The 18,071-nt window shown below is 74.2% G+C and carries 15 protein-coding genes; 5 read left to right on the top strand and 10 right to left on the bottom strand.

What is annotated here, in order from left to right; all coding sequences use genetic code 11:
• Window positions 1-606: an SGNH/GDSL hydrolase family protein gene (locus ACI79W_RS16685; RefSeq protein ID WP_456563207.1), complete on the bottom strand. Its 606-nt coding sequence runs from the start codon at window positions 604-606 to the stop codon at window positions 1-3.
• 528 nt (window positions 607-1,134) lie between these two features.
• The gene (glnA, locus tag ACI79W_RS16690; RefSeq protein WP_456563208.1) at window positions 1,135-2,571 is read right to left on the bottom strand and encodes a type I glutamate--ammonia ligase; all 1,437 of its coding nucleotides are present in this window, start codon (window positions 2,569-2,571) and stop codon (window positions 1,135-1,137) included.
• Between the two features lie 166 nt (window positions 2,572-2,737).
• On the opposite strand from glnA, the gene ACI79W_RS16695 reads away from it, so the two are divergent.
• Complete coding sequence (locus ACI79W_RS16695; RefSeq protein WP_456563209.1) at window positions 2,738-3,157, top strand: RDD family protein; 420 nt, start codon at window positions 2,738-2,740, stop codon at window positions 3,155-3,157.
• Window positions 3,158-3,353: 196 nt separating this feature from the next.
• Window positions 3,354-3,572: a hypothetical protein gene (locus ACI79W_RS16700; protein ID WP_456563210.1), complete on the top strand. Its 219-nt coding sequence runs from the start codon at window positions 3,354-3,356 to the stop codon at window positions 3,570-3,572.
• Window positions 3,573-3,633: 61 nt separating this feature from the next.
• Here the strand turns inward: ACI79W_RS16700 and ACI79W_RS16705 are convergent, their stop codons facing one another.
• The 3 genes from ACI79W_RS16705 to ACI79W_RS16715 form a co-directional block, all read right to left on the bottom strand.
• Window positions 3,634-4,470, bottom strand: coding sequence for a DUF4191 domain-containing protein (locus ACI79W_RS16705; RefSeq protein WP_456563211.1), 837 nt, complete (start codon window positions 4,468-4,470; stop codon window positions 3,634-3,636).
• 170 nt (window positions 4,471-4,640) lie between these two features.
• On the bottom strand, window positions 4,641-5,627 hold the full coding sequence (gene lipA / locus ACI79W_RS16710; RefSeq protein ID WP_456563212.1) for a lipoyl synthase: 987 nt from the start codon (window positions 5,625-5,627) through the stop codon (window positions 4,641-4,643).
• An 83-nt stretch (window positions 5,628-5,710) separates the two neighbouring features.
• A complete protein-coding gene (locus ACI79W_RS16715) occupies window positions 5,711-6,805 on the bottom strand; it encodes a hypothetical protein (RefSeq protein WP_456563213.1) in 1,095 nt (364 codons plus the stop codon).
• 115 nt (window positions 6,806-6,920) lie between these two features.
• Between ACI79W_RS16715 and ACI79W_RS16720 the strand changes: the two genes are divergently transcribed.
• Window positions 6,921-7,850, top strand: a complete 930-nt coding sequence (locus ACI79W_RS16720) for an LLM class F420-dependent oxidoreductase (RefSeq protein ID WP_456563214.1) — start codon at window positions 6,921-6,923, stop codon at window positions 7,848-7,850.
• A gap of 16 nt (window positions 7,851-7,866) precedes the next feature.
• Here ACI79W_RS16720 and ACI79W_RS16725 read toward each other — a convergent pair whose 3' ends face one another.
• Window positions 7,867-8,916 (bottom strand): class I SAM-dependent methyltransferase, encoded by a 1,050-nt coding sequence (locus ACI79W_RS16725; protein WP_456563215.1) that lies wholly within the window; start codon window positions 8,914-8,916, stop codon window positions 7,867-7,869.
• Between the two features lie 187 nt (window positions 8,917-9,103).
• Between ACI79W_RS16725 and ACI79W_RS16730 the strand changes: the two genes are divergently transcribed.
• Complete coding sequence (locus ACI79W_RS16730) at window positions 9,104-9,817, top strand: winged helix-turn-helix transcriptional regulator (protein ID WP_456563216.1); 714 nt, start codon at window positions 9,104-9,106, stop codon at window positions 9,815-9,817.
• Window positions 9,818-9,824: 7 nt separating this feature from the next.
• On the opposite strand, the gene ACI79W_RS16735 is transcribed toward ACI79W_RS16730, so the two are convergent.
• On the bottom strand, window positions 9,825-11,372 hold the full coding sequence (locus ACI79W_RS16735) for a diguanylate cyclase domain-containing protein (RefSeq protein ID WP_456563217.1): 1,548 nt from the start codon (window positions 11,370-11,372) through the stop codon (window positions 9,825-9,827).
• Window positions 11,373-11,824: 452 nt separating this feature from the next.
• Between ACI79W_RS16735 and leuS the strand changes: the two genes are divergently transcribed.
• Window positions 11,825-14,716, top strand: a complete 2,892-nt coding sequence (gene leuS / locus ACI79W_RS16740; RefSeq protein WP_456563218.1) for a leucine--tRNA ligase — start codon at window positions 11,825-11,827, stop codon at window positions 14,714-14,716.
• A gap of 54 nt (window positions 14,717-14,770) precedes the next feature.
• Here leuS and ACI79W_RS16745 read toward each other — a convergent pair whose 3' ends face one another.
• The 3 genes from ACI79W_RS16745 to ACI79W_RS16755 form a co-directional block, all read right to left on the bottom strand.
• Window positions 14,771-15,364, bottom strand: a complete 594-nt coding sequence (locus tag ACI79W_RS16745; RefSeq protein WP_456563219.1) for a carboxymuconolactone decarboxylase family protein — start codon at window positions 15,362-15,364, stop codon at window positions 14,771-14,773.
• Between the two features lie 71 nt (window positions 15,365-15,435).
• A complete protein-coding gene (gene lipB / locus ACI79W_RS16750; protein ID WP_456563220.1) occupies window positions 15,436-16,710 on the bottom strand; it encodes a lipoyl(octanoyl) transferase LipB in 1,275 nt (424 codons plus the stop codon).
• A gap of 85 nt (window positions 16,711-16,795) precedes the next feature.
• Window positions 16,796-18,046 (bottom strand): NAD(P)/FAD-dependent oxidoreductase, encoded by a 1,251-nt coding sequence (locus ACI79W_RS16755; RefSeq protein ID WP_456563221.1) that lies wholly within the window; start codon window positions 18,044-18,046, stop codon window positions 16,796-16,798.
• Between the last annotated feature and the right edge of the window lie 25 nt (window positions 18,047-18,071).

An 18,071-nucleotide genomic window follows, 5' to 3' on the forward strand; every position in this document is an offset into this window, starting at 1 on the left:
TCAGCCGGCGGCCAGGAACCGGTCGAGGGCGGCGGCGATCTGCGCGTGGCCGCTCGTGGTCGGCTGGACGCCGTCGCCGGACATGCCGAAGTCAGGCAGCGCGGAGAGGTCGGCGAACGCGTAGCCCTGCTCCGCCGCCACGCCGGACATGGCCCGGATGTACTCCTCCCACGCGGCTGCGGGGACGTCGGTGCTCGGCGGGTAGCCGACGACCAGCACCGACGGGTCGGGGCCGGCGTCCGGGCCGAGCAGGTGCGCGATCGTCGTGGTGAGGGACCCGCGGAAGTCCGCGGCGCTGAACCCGGCGACGACGTCGTTGTAGCCGAGGCGACCACCACCAGGTGCGGCGCCGCGGCGGCGACCGCCTGCCCGTGCTGCGGCGCGGTGGGGTGGTATGCGTAGTCCTCGGCCTGCCATCCGGAGTGGGCCGGCCTCCCAGAGGCGGACGCCCGCGGCCTCGTCGCCGTCGTAGACGCTGATGCCCTCGACCAGCACCGTGCGGCCGCTGGTGTTCGCCAGCGTGGCGGTGTGCGTGCCGCGGGGGAGCGGGGGTGAGGTCCAGCTGGCGCCGTCCCTCGGCGTCCGGTCGGCGCCCGTCGTGGACACCGGGACGCCGGACGCGCCCTGCGGGTACCCGGCCGGGACGGAGCACGCTGATCGAGGTGGGTGAGTGCGCGCCGGCCAGGCTCTGCACCACCAGCGCACCGCCGTACCGGGCCGTCAGCTCCCGCTCGAGGGAGTCGGCGAAGTAGTCGGCGTTCGTCCCGATGCCGCAGTTGGCCGTCGTGGCCGACTCGTGGAGCCGCGCGGGCCGACGATGGCCACGTCCGGGCAGTCATCGGCCGCCGATCCGGCGTCGAGCGTGACGACTGCGGACGAGGTGAGCAGCGCGACGACCCCCGCGGCCGTGAGCGCGCTGCGACGCGCAAGGCCCACGACGGATCCCCCCGCGACCGGGACGCGCAGCGCTCGGCGGGCGTGGGCCGCCGGGTGCGCATCCGCCTGAGGGGGCGGACGTCACGTGACCAGGCGGTCGCCCGGCTACGGCCCCGGGTCCGGTGCGGGCGATGGGGTGCCAGGACGCACCGCGGCCCCCGACCTCGAGCAGGTCGGGGGCCGCGGCGGACGCCGGGATCAGATGTCGTAGTACATCGCGAACTCGTGCGGGTGCGGGCGGAGGCGGATCGGGTCGATCTCGTTGGCCCGCTTGTAGTCGATCCACGTCTCGATCAGGTCGGGGGTGAACACCCCGCCGTCGACCAGGTACTCGTGGTCGGTCTCGAGGTTGTCCAGCGCGGCGTCCAGCGACGCGGGCACCTTCTCGATGCCCAGGGCCTCCTCGGGCGGCAGCTCGTAGAGGTCCTTGTCGATCGGCGCCGGCGGCTCGATCTTGTTCTTGATGCCGTCGAGGCCGGCCATCATCATCGCCGAGAAGGCGAGGTAGGGGTTGGCCGACGGGTCGGGCACGCGGAACTCGATGCGCTTGGCCTTCGGGCTGTCGCCGGAGATCGGGATGCGCAGGCAGGCCGAGCGGTTGCGGGCCGAGTAGACCAGGTTGATCGGGGCCTCGTAGCCGGGCACCAGGCGGTGGTAGCTGTTGACCGTCGGGTTGGTGAAGGCCAGCAGCGACGGGGCGTGGGCCAGCAGGCCGCCGATGTAGTGGCGGGCCATGTCCGAGAGCCCGGCGTAGCCCGTCTCGGCGTGGAAGAGCGGCTGCCCGTCCTTCCAGAGGCTCTGGTGGCAGTGCATGCCCGAGCCGTTGTCACCGAACAGCGGCTTGGGCATGAAGGTGGCGGTCTTGCCGTGCGCCCAGGCGGTGTTCTTGATGACGTACTTGAACAGCATGAGGCTGTCGGCCGACCGCAGCAGCGTGTCGAACTTGTAGTTGATCTCGGCCTGGCCGCCGGTGCCCACCTCGTGGTGCCCGCGCTCGAGCTCCAGCCCGACGCCGATGAGGTTCTTCATCATGTCGGCGCGCAGGTCGCTCTGCTGGTCGTAGGGCTCCACCGGGAAGTAGCCGCCCTTGGGGCGGGCCTTGTAGCCGCGGTTGGGGCCGATGCCGTTCTCGCCGGTCGCCGAGCCGGTGTTCCACGAGCCCTCGACCGAGTCGATGTGGTAGTAGCCCTCGTTGATCGAGGTGTCGTACCGGATCGAGTCGAAGACGTAGAACTCCGCCTCGGGGCCGAAGTACGCGGTGTCGGCGATGCCGCTGGCGGCCAGGTAGGCCTCCGCCTTCTTCGCCACGTTGCGCGGGTCGCGGCTGTAGGCCTCCCGCGTGATCGGGTCGTGGATGAAGAAGTTGACGTTCAGCGTCTTGTGCTTGCGGAACGGGTCGACGAACGCGCTGTTGGCGTCCGGCAGCAGCAGCATGTCCGACTCGTTGATCGCCTGGAACCCGCGGATCGAGGAGCCGTCGAAACCGAGGCCCTCGCTGAACGTGTCCTCGCCGAACGTCGACGCCGGGATGGTGAAGTGCTGCATGACGCCGGGCAGGTCGCAGAAGCGGACGTCGACGAACTCGACGTCGTTGTCGCGGATGTAGGCGGCGACCTCGTCGGGACTGTTGAACATCGATCCTCCGGGTGTGGGCGGATTGCCGAACGGCACGCTACGAGCGGGGAGTTGCCCCGCCGTGTCCCGAGTGTTTCGGGGCGGTAACAACGCTCTGGGCGTGTCGCAGGCGGTGGCCACCCTTCGGGCGCGGGGGAGGGGTGGCCCTGTCATTACCCTGGCTGTCATGGTCAGTGATGCCGGACAACCCTCTCAGGCACCCGCGCGCGGCGCCTCCCTGGGGTTGCCGTCCAGCGGGCCGGGGTCGCTGGCCCCGTTCACGCGGCGGGTCGGCGGCTACCTCGTCGACGCCGTCGCCTCCGCGCTGATCGCCTGGGCCTTCACCGCTCCCGCGGGGCCGGGCAACTGGAGCCTGCTGGTCTTCGGCGTCCTCACCGTCGGCACGCTCGTGCTGTTCGGCCAGACGCCGGGGCACAGGCTGCTCGGCATGCGGCTGGCCCACCCGACGCCGGAGGCGCGGCTCGCGCCCTGGCGGGCCGTGGCCCGGACGGCCCTGCTCGTGCTCCTGGTCCCGGCGCTGCTGGTGGACGCCGACGGCCGCGGGTTGCACGACCGGCTCACCGGCACCGCCGTCGTCCTCGAGTGAGACCGTGGAACCCGGTGGACCGCTGAGGCCCGCGAGCAGCAGACTTCGCCGGTGGTCGTCCGCCGCGAGCGCCCCGGGGACCACGCGGCCGTGCGCGCGCTGCACCGCGCCGCGTTCGCCACGGACCCGGCGAGCGGCGCCGCTCGTGCCGGGAGGGACGTCCCGGAGGCGCGCCCGGTCGATCGGCACCGTCCTGGTGCACGCGGTGCTGGCGGTGGCCGAGGCGACGGGCGAGCGGGTGGTCGCCCTGCTCGGCGCGCCGGCCTACTACCGGCGGTTCGGGTTCCGGCCGTCGACCGAGCTGGGCGTCAGCCCGCCGGAACCCGCCTGGGGCGGGCACTTCCAGGCGCGCCGGCTGGCCGGACCCCTGGTCGCGGGCACGTTCCGCTACGCCGCCCCCTTCGAACGGCTGTGAAGAAGGACCTCCCTGCCGCCCAACGCTCGCGAGCTCGCGCCAGGACCCGGCAGGAAGGCCGTCAGCGCCGGCGGACCTGACGCTGGCTGACCGACATCTGCCGGCCGCCCGGGAGCGGGCCGCCGGGCACCGGCATCCTGGGGCCGCCCAGCGCACTCATCCGCCGCCCGAGGGTGTTGACCTCGGCGGCGCTGAGGTTGCGCGGCAGCTTCATCACGTGCGTGCTCAGCTTCTTGAGGGGCACCTGCCCCTCGGCGTCGCCGATCGTCACGTCGTAGATCGGGGTGTCGCCGACGACGCGGGCGATCTTCTTCTTCTCCTGGGCGATGAGGCCGCGCACCCGGCTGGGCGAGCCCTCGCCGACGAGGATGATGCCCGGGCGGCCGAGCACCCGGTGGACGGCGTCCAACTGGGGCGTGCCGGCCACCCCGGAGGTGACCCGCCAGTCGCCGCGCATGCCCTCCAGCACCCACGCGGCCGCACCCGGCTGGCCCTCGACCTGGGTGTAGGCCGAGCGCTGCGCGCGGCGGCCGAACACGATGAGCGCCGCGAGCCCACCGAGGAGCAGCGCGAGCGGGATGAACAGGAACGGCGCGCTGAGCAGGATGCCGATCAGCTCGACGACGGCGGCGACCGCGACGAACCAGATCAGCATGATCCAGGGGAGCTTCGGGTCGTTGCGCCGCGTCAGGCCGTACGCCTGCTTGATCATGCTGCCCTGGCTGCGCATCTTCTTCAGACGGCCGACCTTCGGCTGGCCGTTCTTGTCGAGCTTCGGGGTCTTGGCGGCCTTGCCCGAGCTCGCGGCGGTCGCCCCCGAGGCCCGGCCGCCGTCCTTCGGGGGGCGTCCGGTGGTGCCGCCCGGAGCGGTGGGATCAGAGGACTTGCTGCGCGCCATGGCCCCAGGATAGAAGAAGGACCCTCGCGCCCCCCGTCACTCGCCCGCTCGCGGCGGGGCCCTGCACGGGGGCCGCCTTACCCCCCACCACTCGCAGGCTCGTGGCGGGTTCCTGCAGGGAGGCCGCCTGCCCCCAGCCCGAGGGCTGGCCGCAGCGGGCGGGATGGCGCTCAGACGGCCGAGGTCAGCCCCCGCGCCTCGATCGCCTGCTGGTAGAGCCGGCCGGCGCGGTAGGAGCTGCGGACCAGCGGCCCGGCCAGCACGCCGGGGAAACCGATCTCCTCGGCATCCCTCTGGAACTGCACGAACTCGTCGGGCTTGACCCACCGGACGACGGGGTGGTGCCGGGGCGAGGGGCGCAGGTACTGGGTGATGGTGAGCAGGTCGCAGCCGGCCTCGTGCAGGGCCCGCATCGTCTCGACGACCTCGTGCGGCTCCTCGCCCATGCCCAGGATGAGGTTGGACTTGGTGACCAGCCCGGCCTCGCGCGCCGCGGTGATGACCGCCAGCGAGCGCTCGAACCGGAAGCCGGGGCGGATGCGCTTGAAGATCCGCGGCACCGTCTCCACGTTGTGGGCCAGCACCTCCGGCCGGGAGGAGAACACCTCGGCCAGCTGGTCGGGGTCGGCGTTGAAGTCGGGGATGAGCAGCTCGACGCCGCAGCCGGGGAGCTGGGCGTGGATCTGGCGCACGGTCTCGGCGTAGAGCCACGCGCCGCCGTCGGGCAGGTCGTCGCGTGCCACGCCGGTGACGGTGGCGTACTTCAGGCCCATCGTGGCGACGCTCTCGGCCACGCGGCGGGGCTCGTCGGCGTCGAAGTCGGCCGGCTTGCCGGTGTCGATCTGGCAGAAGTCGCACCGCCGGGTGCACTGGTCACCACCGATGAGGAAGGTGGCCTCCCGGTCCTCCCAGCACTCGTAGATGTTGGGGCAGCCGGCCTCTTCGCAGACGGTGTGCAGGCCCTCGCGGCGCACCAGCGACTTCAGTTCGGTGTACTCGGGGCCCGTCCTCAGCCGGGTCTTGATCCACTCGGGCTTGCGCTCGATCGGAACCTGGCTGTTGCGCACCTCCAGGCGTAGCAGCTTGCGGCCGGAGGGCTCGATCCGGGAGTCCTGGACGGGGGTCTGCTCGGGGTTCCTCGCCGGCGCCTCGCTCATGATCCCCACCGTACTCGCGCAGACGCCGCAGCCCCCGTCGCGCGGGGCGGCGGGGGCTGCGGCGGGGGACCGGCGTGGAGCGGTCAGACCTGCTTGTCGTCCGGGCCGGCGGTCGGGCCCCGGTCCGAGCCGCCGCCCGAGGAGAACGGCTCGGGCGCATCGCTGCCGTTCTCCGTCGCGGTGTCGGGCCCGTCGCCCTCCACCAGCTGCGCGTCGCGGACGCCCATGTCGGACTCCGCCGGCGCCGAGTCGCTGGTCTGCGAGGCGGTGGAGACGGTCTTGCCGGAGTTGCTGTCGGAACTGGGCACGGGGTCCTCTCGGTAGCTGGGCACCGGGCCGTCACCGGCCGGAGCGGGCGTCCACGACTCCTGCTTGCTGCGCCGGAGGAGGACGAACGCAGCGGTACCCGCGGCCAGCAGCGCCAACACCCACGGCCAGCGGCGGGGCTCAGGCCCCACGCCCGCCCGGCGCTTGACGGTGGTCGCGGTGGCCAGCGCCGCCTTCTCGAACTCGCGCCGCTTCTTCCCGGCGTTCCTGCGGGCCTTCTTCGCGGCCTTGCGTGCCTTCCGGCTGGACTCGGCGGCCGCGGCGGCCAGTTCGGCGCGGCGGGCGTCGAGTTCGCTGCGGGCGCTGTCCACCCCGGCGATGAGCGTGCCGCGCGCGCTCTCCAGCGCCGGCGACACCACGTCGCGGGCCGCGACCACCCGCGGGGTTGCGTAGGCCAGTGCCGCGGCCTGCGCCGCGGTCAGGCGCGGGCCGACGTCCTCCCGGAGCGCCTTCTGGGCCGCCTCGACCCGGGGGGCGAGGTCGGCGGCCGCACGGTTGGCGGCCACCTGCGCCGACATCACCGCGGCGGCGACCTTCGGCGACGCGGCCTCCAGGGCGGCGTCGACCCGGGGACCGTAGGCCTCGCGTGCGGCCTCGACCCGCGGGCCGAGGACGTCGCGGGCGGCCTCCACGCGCGGCCCCAGCGTGTCGCGCGCGGAGGCGACGGCCGGTGCGGCGACGGCGGCCGCCGCGGCCACCTTCGGCGCCACGGCCCGCTGGGCGGCCTCCACGCGTGGCGCCAGATGCTCTGCGGCGGCGCGGCCTGCCTCGGTCACCGCCGTCCCCAGGTGGGACAGGCCCTCCTGCACTTCGGCGCTGATGATCTCGCCGCGCGTCTTCTTCCGGAACACGTGCTGCACCTCCGAGTTGACGTCTGGCGATCATCCTGCCCGGTCCGGCCGGTGCGCACACCCCGAGGGGGCGCCCGGGTGAACACCCGGGCGTGGTGCTGGTTACGGTCCGGCGGTGCAGTTGCGCATCTTCACCGAGCCGCAGATGGGCGCCACCTACGACGACCTGCTGGCCGTCGCCCGGCGCACGGAGGAGACCGGCTTCGACGCCTTCTTCCGTTCCGACCACTACCTGACCATGGGGGGCGACGGCCTCCCCGGGCCCACCGACGCGTGGATCACGCTCGCCGGGCTCGCCCGGGAGACCAGCCGCATCCGGCTGGGCACGCTCATGACCGCGGGCACCTTCCGGCTCCCCGGCCCGCTGGCGATCTCGGTGGCCCAGGTCGACGCGATGAGCGGGGGCCGAGTGGAGCTGGGCATCGGCTCGGGCTGGTTCGAGGCCGAGCACACCGCCTACGGGATCCCGTTCCCGCCGCTGGGGGAGCGGTTCGACCGGTACGAGGAGCAGCTCGCCGTCATCACCGGGCTGTGGGGGACCCCCGTGGGCGGCACGTTCGACTTCGACGGGCAGCACTACCAGCTCTCCGGCTCGCCGGCGCTGCCCAAGCCGGTGCAGGAGGGCGGCGTGCCGATCCTCGTCGGCGGCAGGGGGAAGCGGCGCACCCCGCGGCTGGCGGCCCGGTACGCGCGCGAGTTCAACGTGCCGTTCATGCCCGCCGACGAGAACGCCCGGCTCTTCGCCGGGGTGCGGGAGGCCTGCGAGGAGGCCGGTCGGGACCCGTCGTCCATGGTGTTCAGCTCCGCACTGGTGCTCTGCGTCGGCAGGGACGAGGCGGAGCTCGCCCGCCGCGCCGCGGCCATCGGGCGTGACGTCGACGAACTCCGGGAGCACGGGGTCGCCGGCACCCCGGCGGAGGCGGTCGAGGTGCTGGGCCGCTACGCCGAGGCGGGCGCTCAGCGGGTGTACCTGCAGGTGCTGGACCTCTCCGACCTCGACCACCTGGACCTGGTGGCTGGCGAGGTGGCGCCCCAGCTCGGCTGAGGCGCCACCCGGCGACCTACGGCCGCCGCCCGTGGGTCACCGCGTGCATCGGCGTCAGCTGCAGCGAGCCCAGGTCGGTGAACCCGTGGCGGGTCAGCAGCTCGTCGTACGCGCTCCGTGGGAGCAGCTGGTCGTCGATCTGCGCCTCGAAGAACTGGATGCCGCTCATGATCCGGCCGGGCACGGTGCGCAGCCCCTCGTCGGTGTCGGGGAACGGGAAGTCCGAGATCACGAACCAGCCACCCGGCTCGAGGGCGGCCTTCACGTTATCGGCGACCCGGTCGATGTCCCGGCACTCGTGCATGGAGATGTTGTTGACGACGACCCGTGCGGGGGTCTCCAGCTCCATGTCCTCCAGGGCGCTGTGCACCAGCTGCACGCGGTCGCCCAGCCCGGCCTCCTCCACGCGTGCCCGGGCGAGGTCGAGCGAGTGCCGGTCGCCGTCGACGCCGACGACCGTGCAGCGCGGGTAGGTCGTGGCCAGCCGCACCAGACCCACCCCCGCGCCGCAGGCGGTGTCGACCACCCGGCACCCGGCCTCCAGCGCCTCGGCGAGGCCGGGCACCCGGTCGAGCCCGCCGGGGACCAGCCGGGTGTAGAAGGGCGTCCCGGTGCCCGACACCGCCGCGATCCAGGCCGGGCTCGTGTCCTCCCACCACATGCGCTCGCCGCTGGTGAGGACCTGCTCGAAGCGGCCGAAGACCTCGTGCGCCTCCAGGACGCCGAAGACCCCGCCGACGTAGGCCGGGGAGCCGGGGTCGAGCAGGAGCGTGGCCATGTGCGGGGCCGGCCGGTAGCCGGTGCCGGTGCGGTCGAGGACCCCCGCGCCCACGGCCGCGCGGCACCAGACGGAGACGTAGAAGGGATCGAGGTCCAGGACCTCCGCGAGCTCGTCGGCGGTGGAACCCGGGTGCTCGGCGAGCATGCTGAACAGGCCCGTGCGCAGCCCGATCGCCACGGTGCGGTGCCCGACGTAGCCCGCGATCAGCGAGAGGACGGTCGGGGCCGCGTCGGCCAGGGTCGGGCCGGCGGCGGTGGGGGTCGGGCCGGGGGCGGTGGTGGTCATGGTGGCCTTCTCGCAGGAGGGTGGGGACCGGTGACGCGGTCACGGTCCCGCTGCCGCGGCCCGGTGCTCCAGTGCTGGATCTGAACCGCACCGGTACTGCCTCTGTACCGCGGCCCAGGACCCTTCCCGCGAGCCGTCCGCGGTCCTACCGTCCATACCGCACGGGGACGTCGGGAGGGACCCCGCCATGCCCTCGCAGTACGGCCAGTTCTGCCCCGTGGCCAAGGCCATGGAGCTGCTCGACGAGCGGTGGACCCTGCTCGTCGTCCGCGAGCTCATGCTGGGCAGCCGGCACTTCAACGCCCTCCGCCGGGGCCTGCCCCGGATGTCGCCGGCGCTGCTGTCCAAGCGCCTGCACACGCTCGTCCGCGCCGGGGTCGTGGAGCGGTGGGAGGACGGCAACCGGGTGACCTACCGGCTCACCGAGTCCGGCCGGGAGCTGGAGCCGATCGTCGACGCGCTCGGCCGCTGGGGCATCCGGTGGATCCCCGAGCTCGGCGACGCCGACCTGGACCCGCACCTGCTGCTGTGGGACATCCACCGCAACGTCGACACCGAGGCGGTCCCGGACGGCCGGACGGTCATCGAGTTCTGCTTCCCCGAGCTGGCGACCGCACGGCGCTGGTGGCTGGTGATCGCCGCGGACGGGGTGGACGTCTGCGACGTCGACCCCGGGTTCCCGGTGCGGGTGACGGTGCAGAGCTCCCTCCGGACGCTCACGCGGGTGTGGCGCGGGGACGTCGCGTGGGCCGAGGTGATCCGCTCCGGGGAGCTGGTGCTGCGCGGCGAGCCGCAGGCCTGCCGGGCCCTCCCGCGGTGGCTGCGGCTCTCCTCGGTCGCACTGACGCCGCGCCCCGCCCCGGGGCCGGTCGTCCGGGAGCCGGCCGCTCAGGCGGGCTGAGCGGCGCTCACCCCGACGGTGCGACGTCGGCCTCGACGGCCGGCGCCGCGGCCGGGGTTCGCGGTCCCGGCGCCGGGGCGTCGGTGATGTACCGACGCACCCCGCCCCCGGCGCTCTTCGCTGCGTACATGGCCACGTCCGCGCACCGGAGCAGCGCGGCGGGGTCGGTGGCGTCCCGGGAGGCGAGGGCGAGGCCGATGCTCACCCCCACCTGCACCGGCACGCCGGTGACGGTCACGGGGCGGCGCACGGCGTCGGCCAAGCGCTCGGCGCACTCGGGGGCGGCGTCGGGGTCCGTGGCGTCGAGCACCACCACGAACTCGTCGCCGCCCAGACGGGCGACCAGGTCGGTGGGCCGCAGCGCCGCCTGCAGCCGCTCGCCCAACCGGCGCAGCAGCTCGTCCCCGGCCTCGTGCCCCAGGCCGTCGTTCACCGCCTTGAAGCCGTCCAGGTCGAGCAGCAGCAGACCGGTGGGCCGCTCGGCGCCGAGGTCCGCCTGCAGACGGCGCATCAGCGCCCGGCGGTTGGGCAGGCCGGTGAGGTCGTCGGTGCCGGCCTGGCGGCGCGCCTCGTGCAGGGCCCGGCTCTCCGCGAAGGTCACCGCGCTGCGCACGAGGAAGGCGGCCAGGCAGGCGAGGGCGCAGATCTCACCGGGTCCCGTGCGGCCGTCGCCCCACCGGACGCCGAGCACGGCGAGCGAGCCCACGGCGCACGTCAGGGGGATCGCGAGCGACCGCCAGCGGATGCGGTCCTCCAGCACGTCCGGGTCGCGCCGGCGCGGGCGGGTCAGCCACGCGCCCGCGGCGGTCAGGCTGGCGTTGACCATCCAGAGCAGGTCCAGGGGGCCGCCCGGGACATACCCGCCGGCCGCCTGCTGCTGGGCCAGCAGCAGGTCACCGGCGAACTTCACGGCCACGATGAGGCAGACGGTGGTGAGGACGAGATCGGCCCGGTGCCCGATCATCGCCAGGACCGCCCCCACGAGCGCCAGCAGCACCACGTCGGCGACCGGGTAGGCCAGGTTCACCGCCACGGCCAGGTCGGACATGCCCGGGGCCCCGACGCCCGGGTCGAGGGCCGCGACGGCGACCGCGGTCGCGCCCAGGGCCCCCACCAGGCCGTCGAGCCAGGTTCCCGGACGCGGGCGGGTGAGCCGTGCGTGCACCATCAGCACCGGGGTGGCGAACAGCGCCGGGTAGGCGGCTAGCCAGAAGACGTCGGCGGCCGAGGGGAACGGCGGGTCCGGGTCGCCGGCGAGCACCACCCGGTGGGTGAGGTCGCCGACCAGGTTGCACATCCAGGCGGTGGCCGCGGCCCACCAGACGAACCGCTCCGCGGGCGTCCGCCGCGCCGCCCGCAGGCAGACCGCGACCGCCAGCAGCGGCGCTGCGACGGCGAGCGCGCCCGAGTCGACGAGGTCCGCCGCAGGCGTCCCGGGGGGCTGCCACACGCCAAGGGCGAAGACCGCCGTGCAGGCGAAGGTGGCCGCCACCACCGACCGCCACACCGCCTCCGACCAGCCGGTTCCCGTCCCCTCGGCTCGATCAGCGCGCACGCGCGCACCTTGGCACACCGGCGGGCAGGGGTACGGAGAACCCCCGTCCGACGCGCGCACTCACGTCCGGATCCGTTCCTACGGCGCGCGGGGAGCGGGGACCGCCGCCCGGACCACCGGGGTCCGGGCGCGGTCGGCCAGCCAGCCAGCCGAGGAAGTCCTCCACCGGCATGGGGCGCGACGGCCCAGCCCTGCGCGACGTCGCAGCCGAGCGCGGCCAGCGCCGCTCCGGCCGCGCCGGCGCCGGTGGTCGCCGGGCCGCCCGGCGCCCGCGGCGGGTCGGGGGGTGGCCAGGCGGTAGGCTCGGGCGCGTGACCGGGCGGCTCCTGCTTCTCCGGCCGTGCTGACCAGACATCCCTCGAGCAGCACGGCGACCCCTCCTGCGTGAGGGGTTTTTTGTTGCCCACCACCGGTACCGCACCGCGCGCACGACGATCCGGGAGCACGAGACGATGAGCCAGACCGACCGCCGCAGCACCGAGGCCACGGGCGACGGCGTCCCGCCCCACCGGTACACCCCGGCGCTGGCCCAGCGGATCGAGCTGGCCTGGCAGGACCGCTGGGAGGCCGAGGGCACCTTCCACACGCCCAACCCGGTGGGGCGCCTGAGCGCGGGGTTCGAGCGGGTCGCCGACCGGCCGAAGTTCTTCGCGATGGACATGTTCCCGTACCCCTCGGGCGCGGGGCTGCACGTCGGTCACCCGCTGGGCTACCTCGGCACCGACGTCACCAGCCGGTTCCGGCGCATGGACGGCGACAACGTGCTGCACCCCATGGGCTACGACGCCTTCGGCCTGCCGGCGGAGCAGTACGCCGTGCAGACGGGGCAGCACCCGCGGATCACCACCGAGGCCAACATCGCCGCGATCAGCGCCCAGCTGCGCCGGCTGGGCGTCGACCACGACCAGCGCCGCACCTTCGCGACGATCGACCCGGGCTACTACAAGTGGACGCAGTGGATCTTCCTGCAGATCTTCGGGTCCTGGTTCGACGAGGTCGCCGGGAAGGCGCGCCCCGTCGAGGAGCTGGTCGCCGAGCTGGACGCCGGCACCCGCGAGCCCGGCGAGGGCACCAACCCCTACGGCCGCCCGTGGGTCGAGCTGGACGAGGTGCAGCGGGGCGTCGTCGTCGACGCGCACCGGCTGGCCTACCTGCACGAAGCGCCGGTCAACTGGTGCCCGGGGCTGGGCACCGTGCTGTCGAACGAGGAGGTCACGCCCGACGGCCGGTCCGAGCGCGGCAACTTCCCCGTGTTCCGGCGCCCGCTCAAGCAGTGGATGATGCGGATCACCGCCTATGCCGACCGGCTGCTGGCCGACCTGGACCGGCTGGACTGGTCGGACTCCCTGAAGCTGATGCAGCGCAACTGGATCGGCCGTTCGACCGGTGCCCGCATCCGCTTCGCCGCGGGTGAGCAGACGATCGAGGTCTTCACCACCCGGCCCGACACCCTGTTCGGCGCCACCTACATGGTGCTGGCGCCGGAGCACCCGCTGGTCGGGCAGCTGACGGCGGCCGCCTGGCCCGCCGACGTGGACGCGCGCTGGACCGGCGGCGCCGCCACCCCGGCCGAGGCCGTCCGCGAGTACCAGCGGCAGGCCTCCCGGCGGTCGGAGCTGGACCGCCAGGACGCCGGCCGGGAGAAGACCGGCGTCTGGCTGGGCGCCACCGCCGTCAACCCGGTGAACGGCCGGGAGCTGCCGGTGTTCATCGCCGACTACGTGCTGACCGGCTACGGCACCGGCGCGATCATGGCCGTCCCGGGGGAGGACCAGCGCGACTGGGAGTTCGCGGAGAAGTTCGGCCTGGCGATCGTGCCGACCGTCGAGCGCCCCGAGGGCTTCGACGAGGACAGCGGCGCGTACACCGGGCCCGGCCGGATGGTCAACTCCGCCAACGACGAGATCTCGCTGGACGGGCTGGACAAGGCCGAGGCGATCGCCCGCGTCACCGCCTGGCTGGTGGAGAAGGGGTTCGGCGAGGCGACCACCACCTACAAGCTGCGCGACTGGCTGTTCAGCCGGCAGCGCTACTGGGGCGAGCCGTTCCCGATCGTCTACGACGAGCACGACCGCCCGGTCGCCGTGCCGCAGTCGATGCTCCCGGTGCTGCTGCCCGAGGTCGACGACTACTCGCCCAAGACGTTCGACGACGACGACGCCGACTCCGCCCCGGAGCCGCCGCTGTCCCGCGCGTCCGAGTGGACGACGGTCGAGCTGGACCTGGGCGACGGGCCCAGGGAGTACCGGCGCGAGACGAACACGATGCCCAACTGGGCCGGGTCCTGCTGGTACTACCTGCGCTACCTGGACCCGGGTGACGACGAGCGCATGGTCGACCCCGAGCTGGAGCGGTACTGGATGGGGCCCCGGGAGGCCGGGGACACCGGCGGTGTGGACCTGTACGTCGGCGGCGTCGAGCACGCTGTGCTGCACCTGCTGTACGCCCGGTTCTGGCACAAGGTGCTGTTCGACCTGGGGCACGTCTCCAGCGAGGAGCCTTTCCGCCGGCTGGTCAACCAGGGCTACATCTCGGCCTACGCCTACACCGACGAGCGCGGCTTCTACGTGCCCGCGGCCGACGTGGAGGAGAAGGACGGCCGGTTCTTCTACGAGGGCAAGCCGGTCAACCGCGAGTACGGGAAGATCGGCAAGAGCCTCAAGAACATGGTGACGCCGGACGAGATGATCGGCGCCTACGGTGCCGACACCTTCCGGGTCTACGAGATGTCGACCGGCCCGCTGGAGCAGTCCCGCCCGTGGGAGACCAAGGCCGTCGTCGGGTCGCAGCGCCTGCTGCAGCGCATCTGGCGGGTCGTCGTCGACGAGGAGACCGGGGTGGTGCGGGCCGCTGACGTGGAGCCGGCGGAGGAGACGCTGCGCGCGCTGCACAAGGCGATCGACGGGGTCCGCGACGGCTACTCGACCCTGCGGTTCAACATCGCGATCGCCCGCATCACCGAGCTGACCAACCACCTCACCCAGGCCTACGGGTCCGACCGGCCGGTGCCGCGCTCGGTCGCCGAGCCGCTGGTGCTGATGGTCGCCCCGCTGGCGCCGCACCTGGCCGAGGAGCTGTGGTCGCGGCTGGGCCACGACGGGTCCTCGGCGTGGGCGCCGTTCCCGGTGGCCGACCAGCGGTGGGTGGTCGAGGACACGGTGCAGGTCGCCGTCCAGGTCAACGGCAAGGTGCGGTCGCAGGTGCAGGTGCCCGCGGACGCCGACGCCGCAGCGTTGGAGGCCGCCGCCCGGGCCGACGAGAGGATCGCCGGCTACCTCGAGGGCGCCACGATCCGCCGCGTCGTCGCCGTGCCTGGCCGGCTGGTCAACTTCGTCCTGGGCTGAGGGCTCGCCCGGTGTGCGGTGCGGCGGGGCCGCACCGCACACCGGGCGGGGTGCTCAGGAGCCGGCGTGCTTGCCGGCCTCCCACCCCGCGTCCTGCAGGCGGTCGGTGGCCCAGGCCAGCGGCGAGCGCTCCAGTTGCGTGGCCATGGTGTCGTTCCACCGGTTGAGGAAGCCGAAGTTGGCGATGACGGCGACGATCTCGACGATCTGGTCGTCGTCGAAGTACCGGCGCAGCCCGGCCATGTCCTCGTCGGTGACGGCGTTGGGCGTCAGCCCTGCGCCACGGGCCACGCGCAGGGCGGCCCGTTCGGCGTCGCTGAAGAGCGGGCTGGCCTCGAAGTCCCAGACTGCGGCCAGCTTGCGGGCATCAGCGCCGCGCTGCTCCGCGACGTGGGAGGTGTGCGCCTGGCAGTAGGCGCAGCCGGCGGCACCGGAGACGACGGTCGCGACCAGCTGCTTGAGCACGCCCCCGACCGTGCCCTCGGCCATGACCACCCCGTTGAGGCGGGCGAACGCCTCCATGATCTCCGGCCGCCGGGCCATGGTCAGCGTGCTGTTGGGCAGGACCCCCAGCGCGGCCTCCACGGCACGGAAGGTGTCCTCGTACTCCGGCAGCGATTCCCGCGGCAACGGTTCGATCCTGGGCATATCGGGTCTCCTCCCGGTGGGAGGACTACCTTAGTGCTGAGATGCCTTCCGGGAGCGATGCCGGCGGACGGTCAGCGTGCCGCGGTCGTCGTCGCGCCGATGCCGAGGACGGCGCGCATCGCGTTCTCGACCGGCGCCATCGCCTCGGCCGTCGTGACGTCCCGGCCCAGCTCGGCCGACAGCGAGGTCACGCCGGCGTCGGGGATGCCGCACGGGACCATGTTGGCGAAGAAGGAGAGGTCGGGGTCGCAGTTGAGGGCGAAGCCGTGCATCGTGACGCCGCGCGCGACCCGGATGCCGATCGCGGCGACCTTCCGCTCCGGCCGGTGCCCCTGGCCGGGCTGGTCCGCGGGCACCCAGACGCCGCTACGCCCCTCGACCCGGCCCGCTGCCAGCCCGAAACCGGCGCAGACCTCGATCAGCGCCTCCTCCAGCCGGCGGACGTACGCGACGACGTCGACCGGGTCCGGGAGCGCGACGATCGGGTAGCCGACCAGCTGGCCCGGCCCGTGCCAGGTGATCTTGCCCCCGCGGTCGACGTCGATGACCGGCGTCCCGTCGAAGGGGCGCTCGTGGGGCTCCGTGCGCTTGCCGGCTGTGTAGACCGGCGGGTGCTCGAGCAGCAGCAGCGTGTCGGGGGCCTCGCCGGCGACCCGCCGGGCGTGCAGCTCGCGCTGCTGGGCCCACGCCGTCTCGTAGGGAACGGTGCCCGCCCGGATGATCCGCAGCTCACTCACGGCCGCCAGCCTAGGCCCCGTCCCGAGGCTCGGCCCGAGCATGCGAGGGATGAGGAGGACGGGGTCCTTCTCGAGGCGGCGCGGCTCCATGCGGGTCTCGACGGCGGTGCCGTCCGGGCCGCGCTCCACGCGGTAGGCGGCGGCCCCGGGGCGGTCGCCCACCGCCTCCACCAGCGCGGTGCCCCGGTGGACCAGGCCCGCTCCGTCGCCGGTGACGTGGCCCCCGAGGAGCGTGCCGTCGGCGACCAGCCGCTGGTAGAGCGGGCGGCGCTGCTCCGCCGGGTCGTGGTGCACCCCGTTGGACGTCGGGACGAGGCCGAGCCCGTTCGTCAGCGGCCGCAGGTCGGGGCCGTAGGAGTCGGTGGTGCCGCCCACGTGCCAGCACAGCGACCCCGCCGAGACGCCGGCGAGCACGACGCCGGCCTGCCACGCCTCGCGGCACACCTCGTCGAGACCGTGCAGGCTCAGGTGGCCGACCTGCACCGGGCTGCTGGCGAAGGCGCCGTAGACGGCGGCGACGCGGGCGGGGTCGTCGCCGGTGGACGTTCCGAGGTAGCAGAGCCGCGGGCGCTCGGGGGCGCCGGCCAGCTCGACGGCCAGGTCGAACACCGGACCAGGCGCCAGTCGGCGGGGCCGCGCCCGCGGGAGGCGAAGCCCATGCTGGTGGCCGGGATCGTCGGCGCGGTCGCGGCCATCAGGCGGCTCCTCCGGCCCCGGGGCGCATCCGGCGCAGCACGGCGCGGGCCGCCCGTGCGCCGCTGGCCATGGCCCCCTGGATGGACGGCGTGTCCCGGTGGTCGCCGCAGACGAACAGCCCGTCCCCGAGGTCGACGGGACGGCGCAGCTGCAGCGGCGGGAGCGCGGCGGGCTGGGCGCCCGGCACGGTGACCGTCGTCAGGTGCTCGAGCTCCGAGGCCGGGACGCCGTGCGCGGCGGCGATCTCGTCGCGGACCTCCGCCTCGCGGGTGCGGGCCAGCGTCGAGCTGGCCACCAGGGCCCGGCCGTCCGGGCTGTACCGGGGCTGGGCGTCGGACACCACCGCGCTGTTCACGACGCGCCCCCGCGGCGGCCCCAGGACGATCAGCGGAGAGGGCCACGGCGACGTGGGGAGCACGTGCATGTGCGTGGTCACCTCCCGGGGTGCCTCCGCCTCGATGGCCGGCAGCAGCCGCGACGCCGTCGCCGGGTCGGTCGCGATGACGACGGCGTCGGCCGACCAGGTGCCCCCATCGGTGGTCGCGGACCCGGGGGAGACCGACCGCACCGCGGTGCGCAGGTGGACCCGCCCGGTCTCCAGGCGCCCGGCGAGCTGCTCGCCGATCGCCTGCATGCCGGCGGCCGGCAGGCCGGTCGAGCCCCGCACGAAGCTGCGCCACAGCAGGTCCACGTAACGGTTGAAGGTGGCGAGCTCCTCCTCGAGCAGGACGCCGGCGAGGAAGGGGCGGAGGAAGCGCTCCAACGCCGCTCCGCCCACGCCGGCGGAGCGGCGTTGGAGCGCTTCCTCCGCCGTCGTCTCGGGGTCGCGGAGCAGGCGGCCGACGGGTGCGTAGCCGGCGCGGAGCGAGAAGGCGACCAGCGCCACCTTCTCCCGCAGGGGACCCAGCGGCGCCACCGCGGTGCCGAGGACGGCGGTCGGCCGCCGGCGGGGGTCGACGACCCGGTGCGCCCGGCCCCCCACCCGGATCACCGCACCCCGCTCGAACCACCCGAGCTCGAGGGCGGGGAGGTCCAGGTCGGCCGCCCTCGGGTAGCCGGTGTTGAACACCTGGAAGCCCCGGTCGACCACGAAGCCGTCGATGCGCTCGGTGGCCAGCCGCCCGCCGGCGTGGTCCGAGGCCTCCAGCACGTGCACGTCGACGCCGGCCGCGGCCAGCCGGACGGCGGCGGAGAGCCCGGCCAGGCCGGCCCCGACGACGAGGACCTCGGCCCGGGGCGACGTGGACACCGCCAGACGGTAACGGCCACCGCCC

Source organism: Blastococcus sp. SYSU DS0533 (assembly GCF_054050775.1).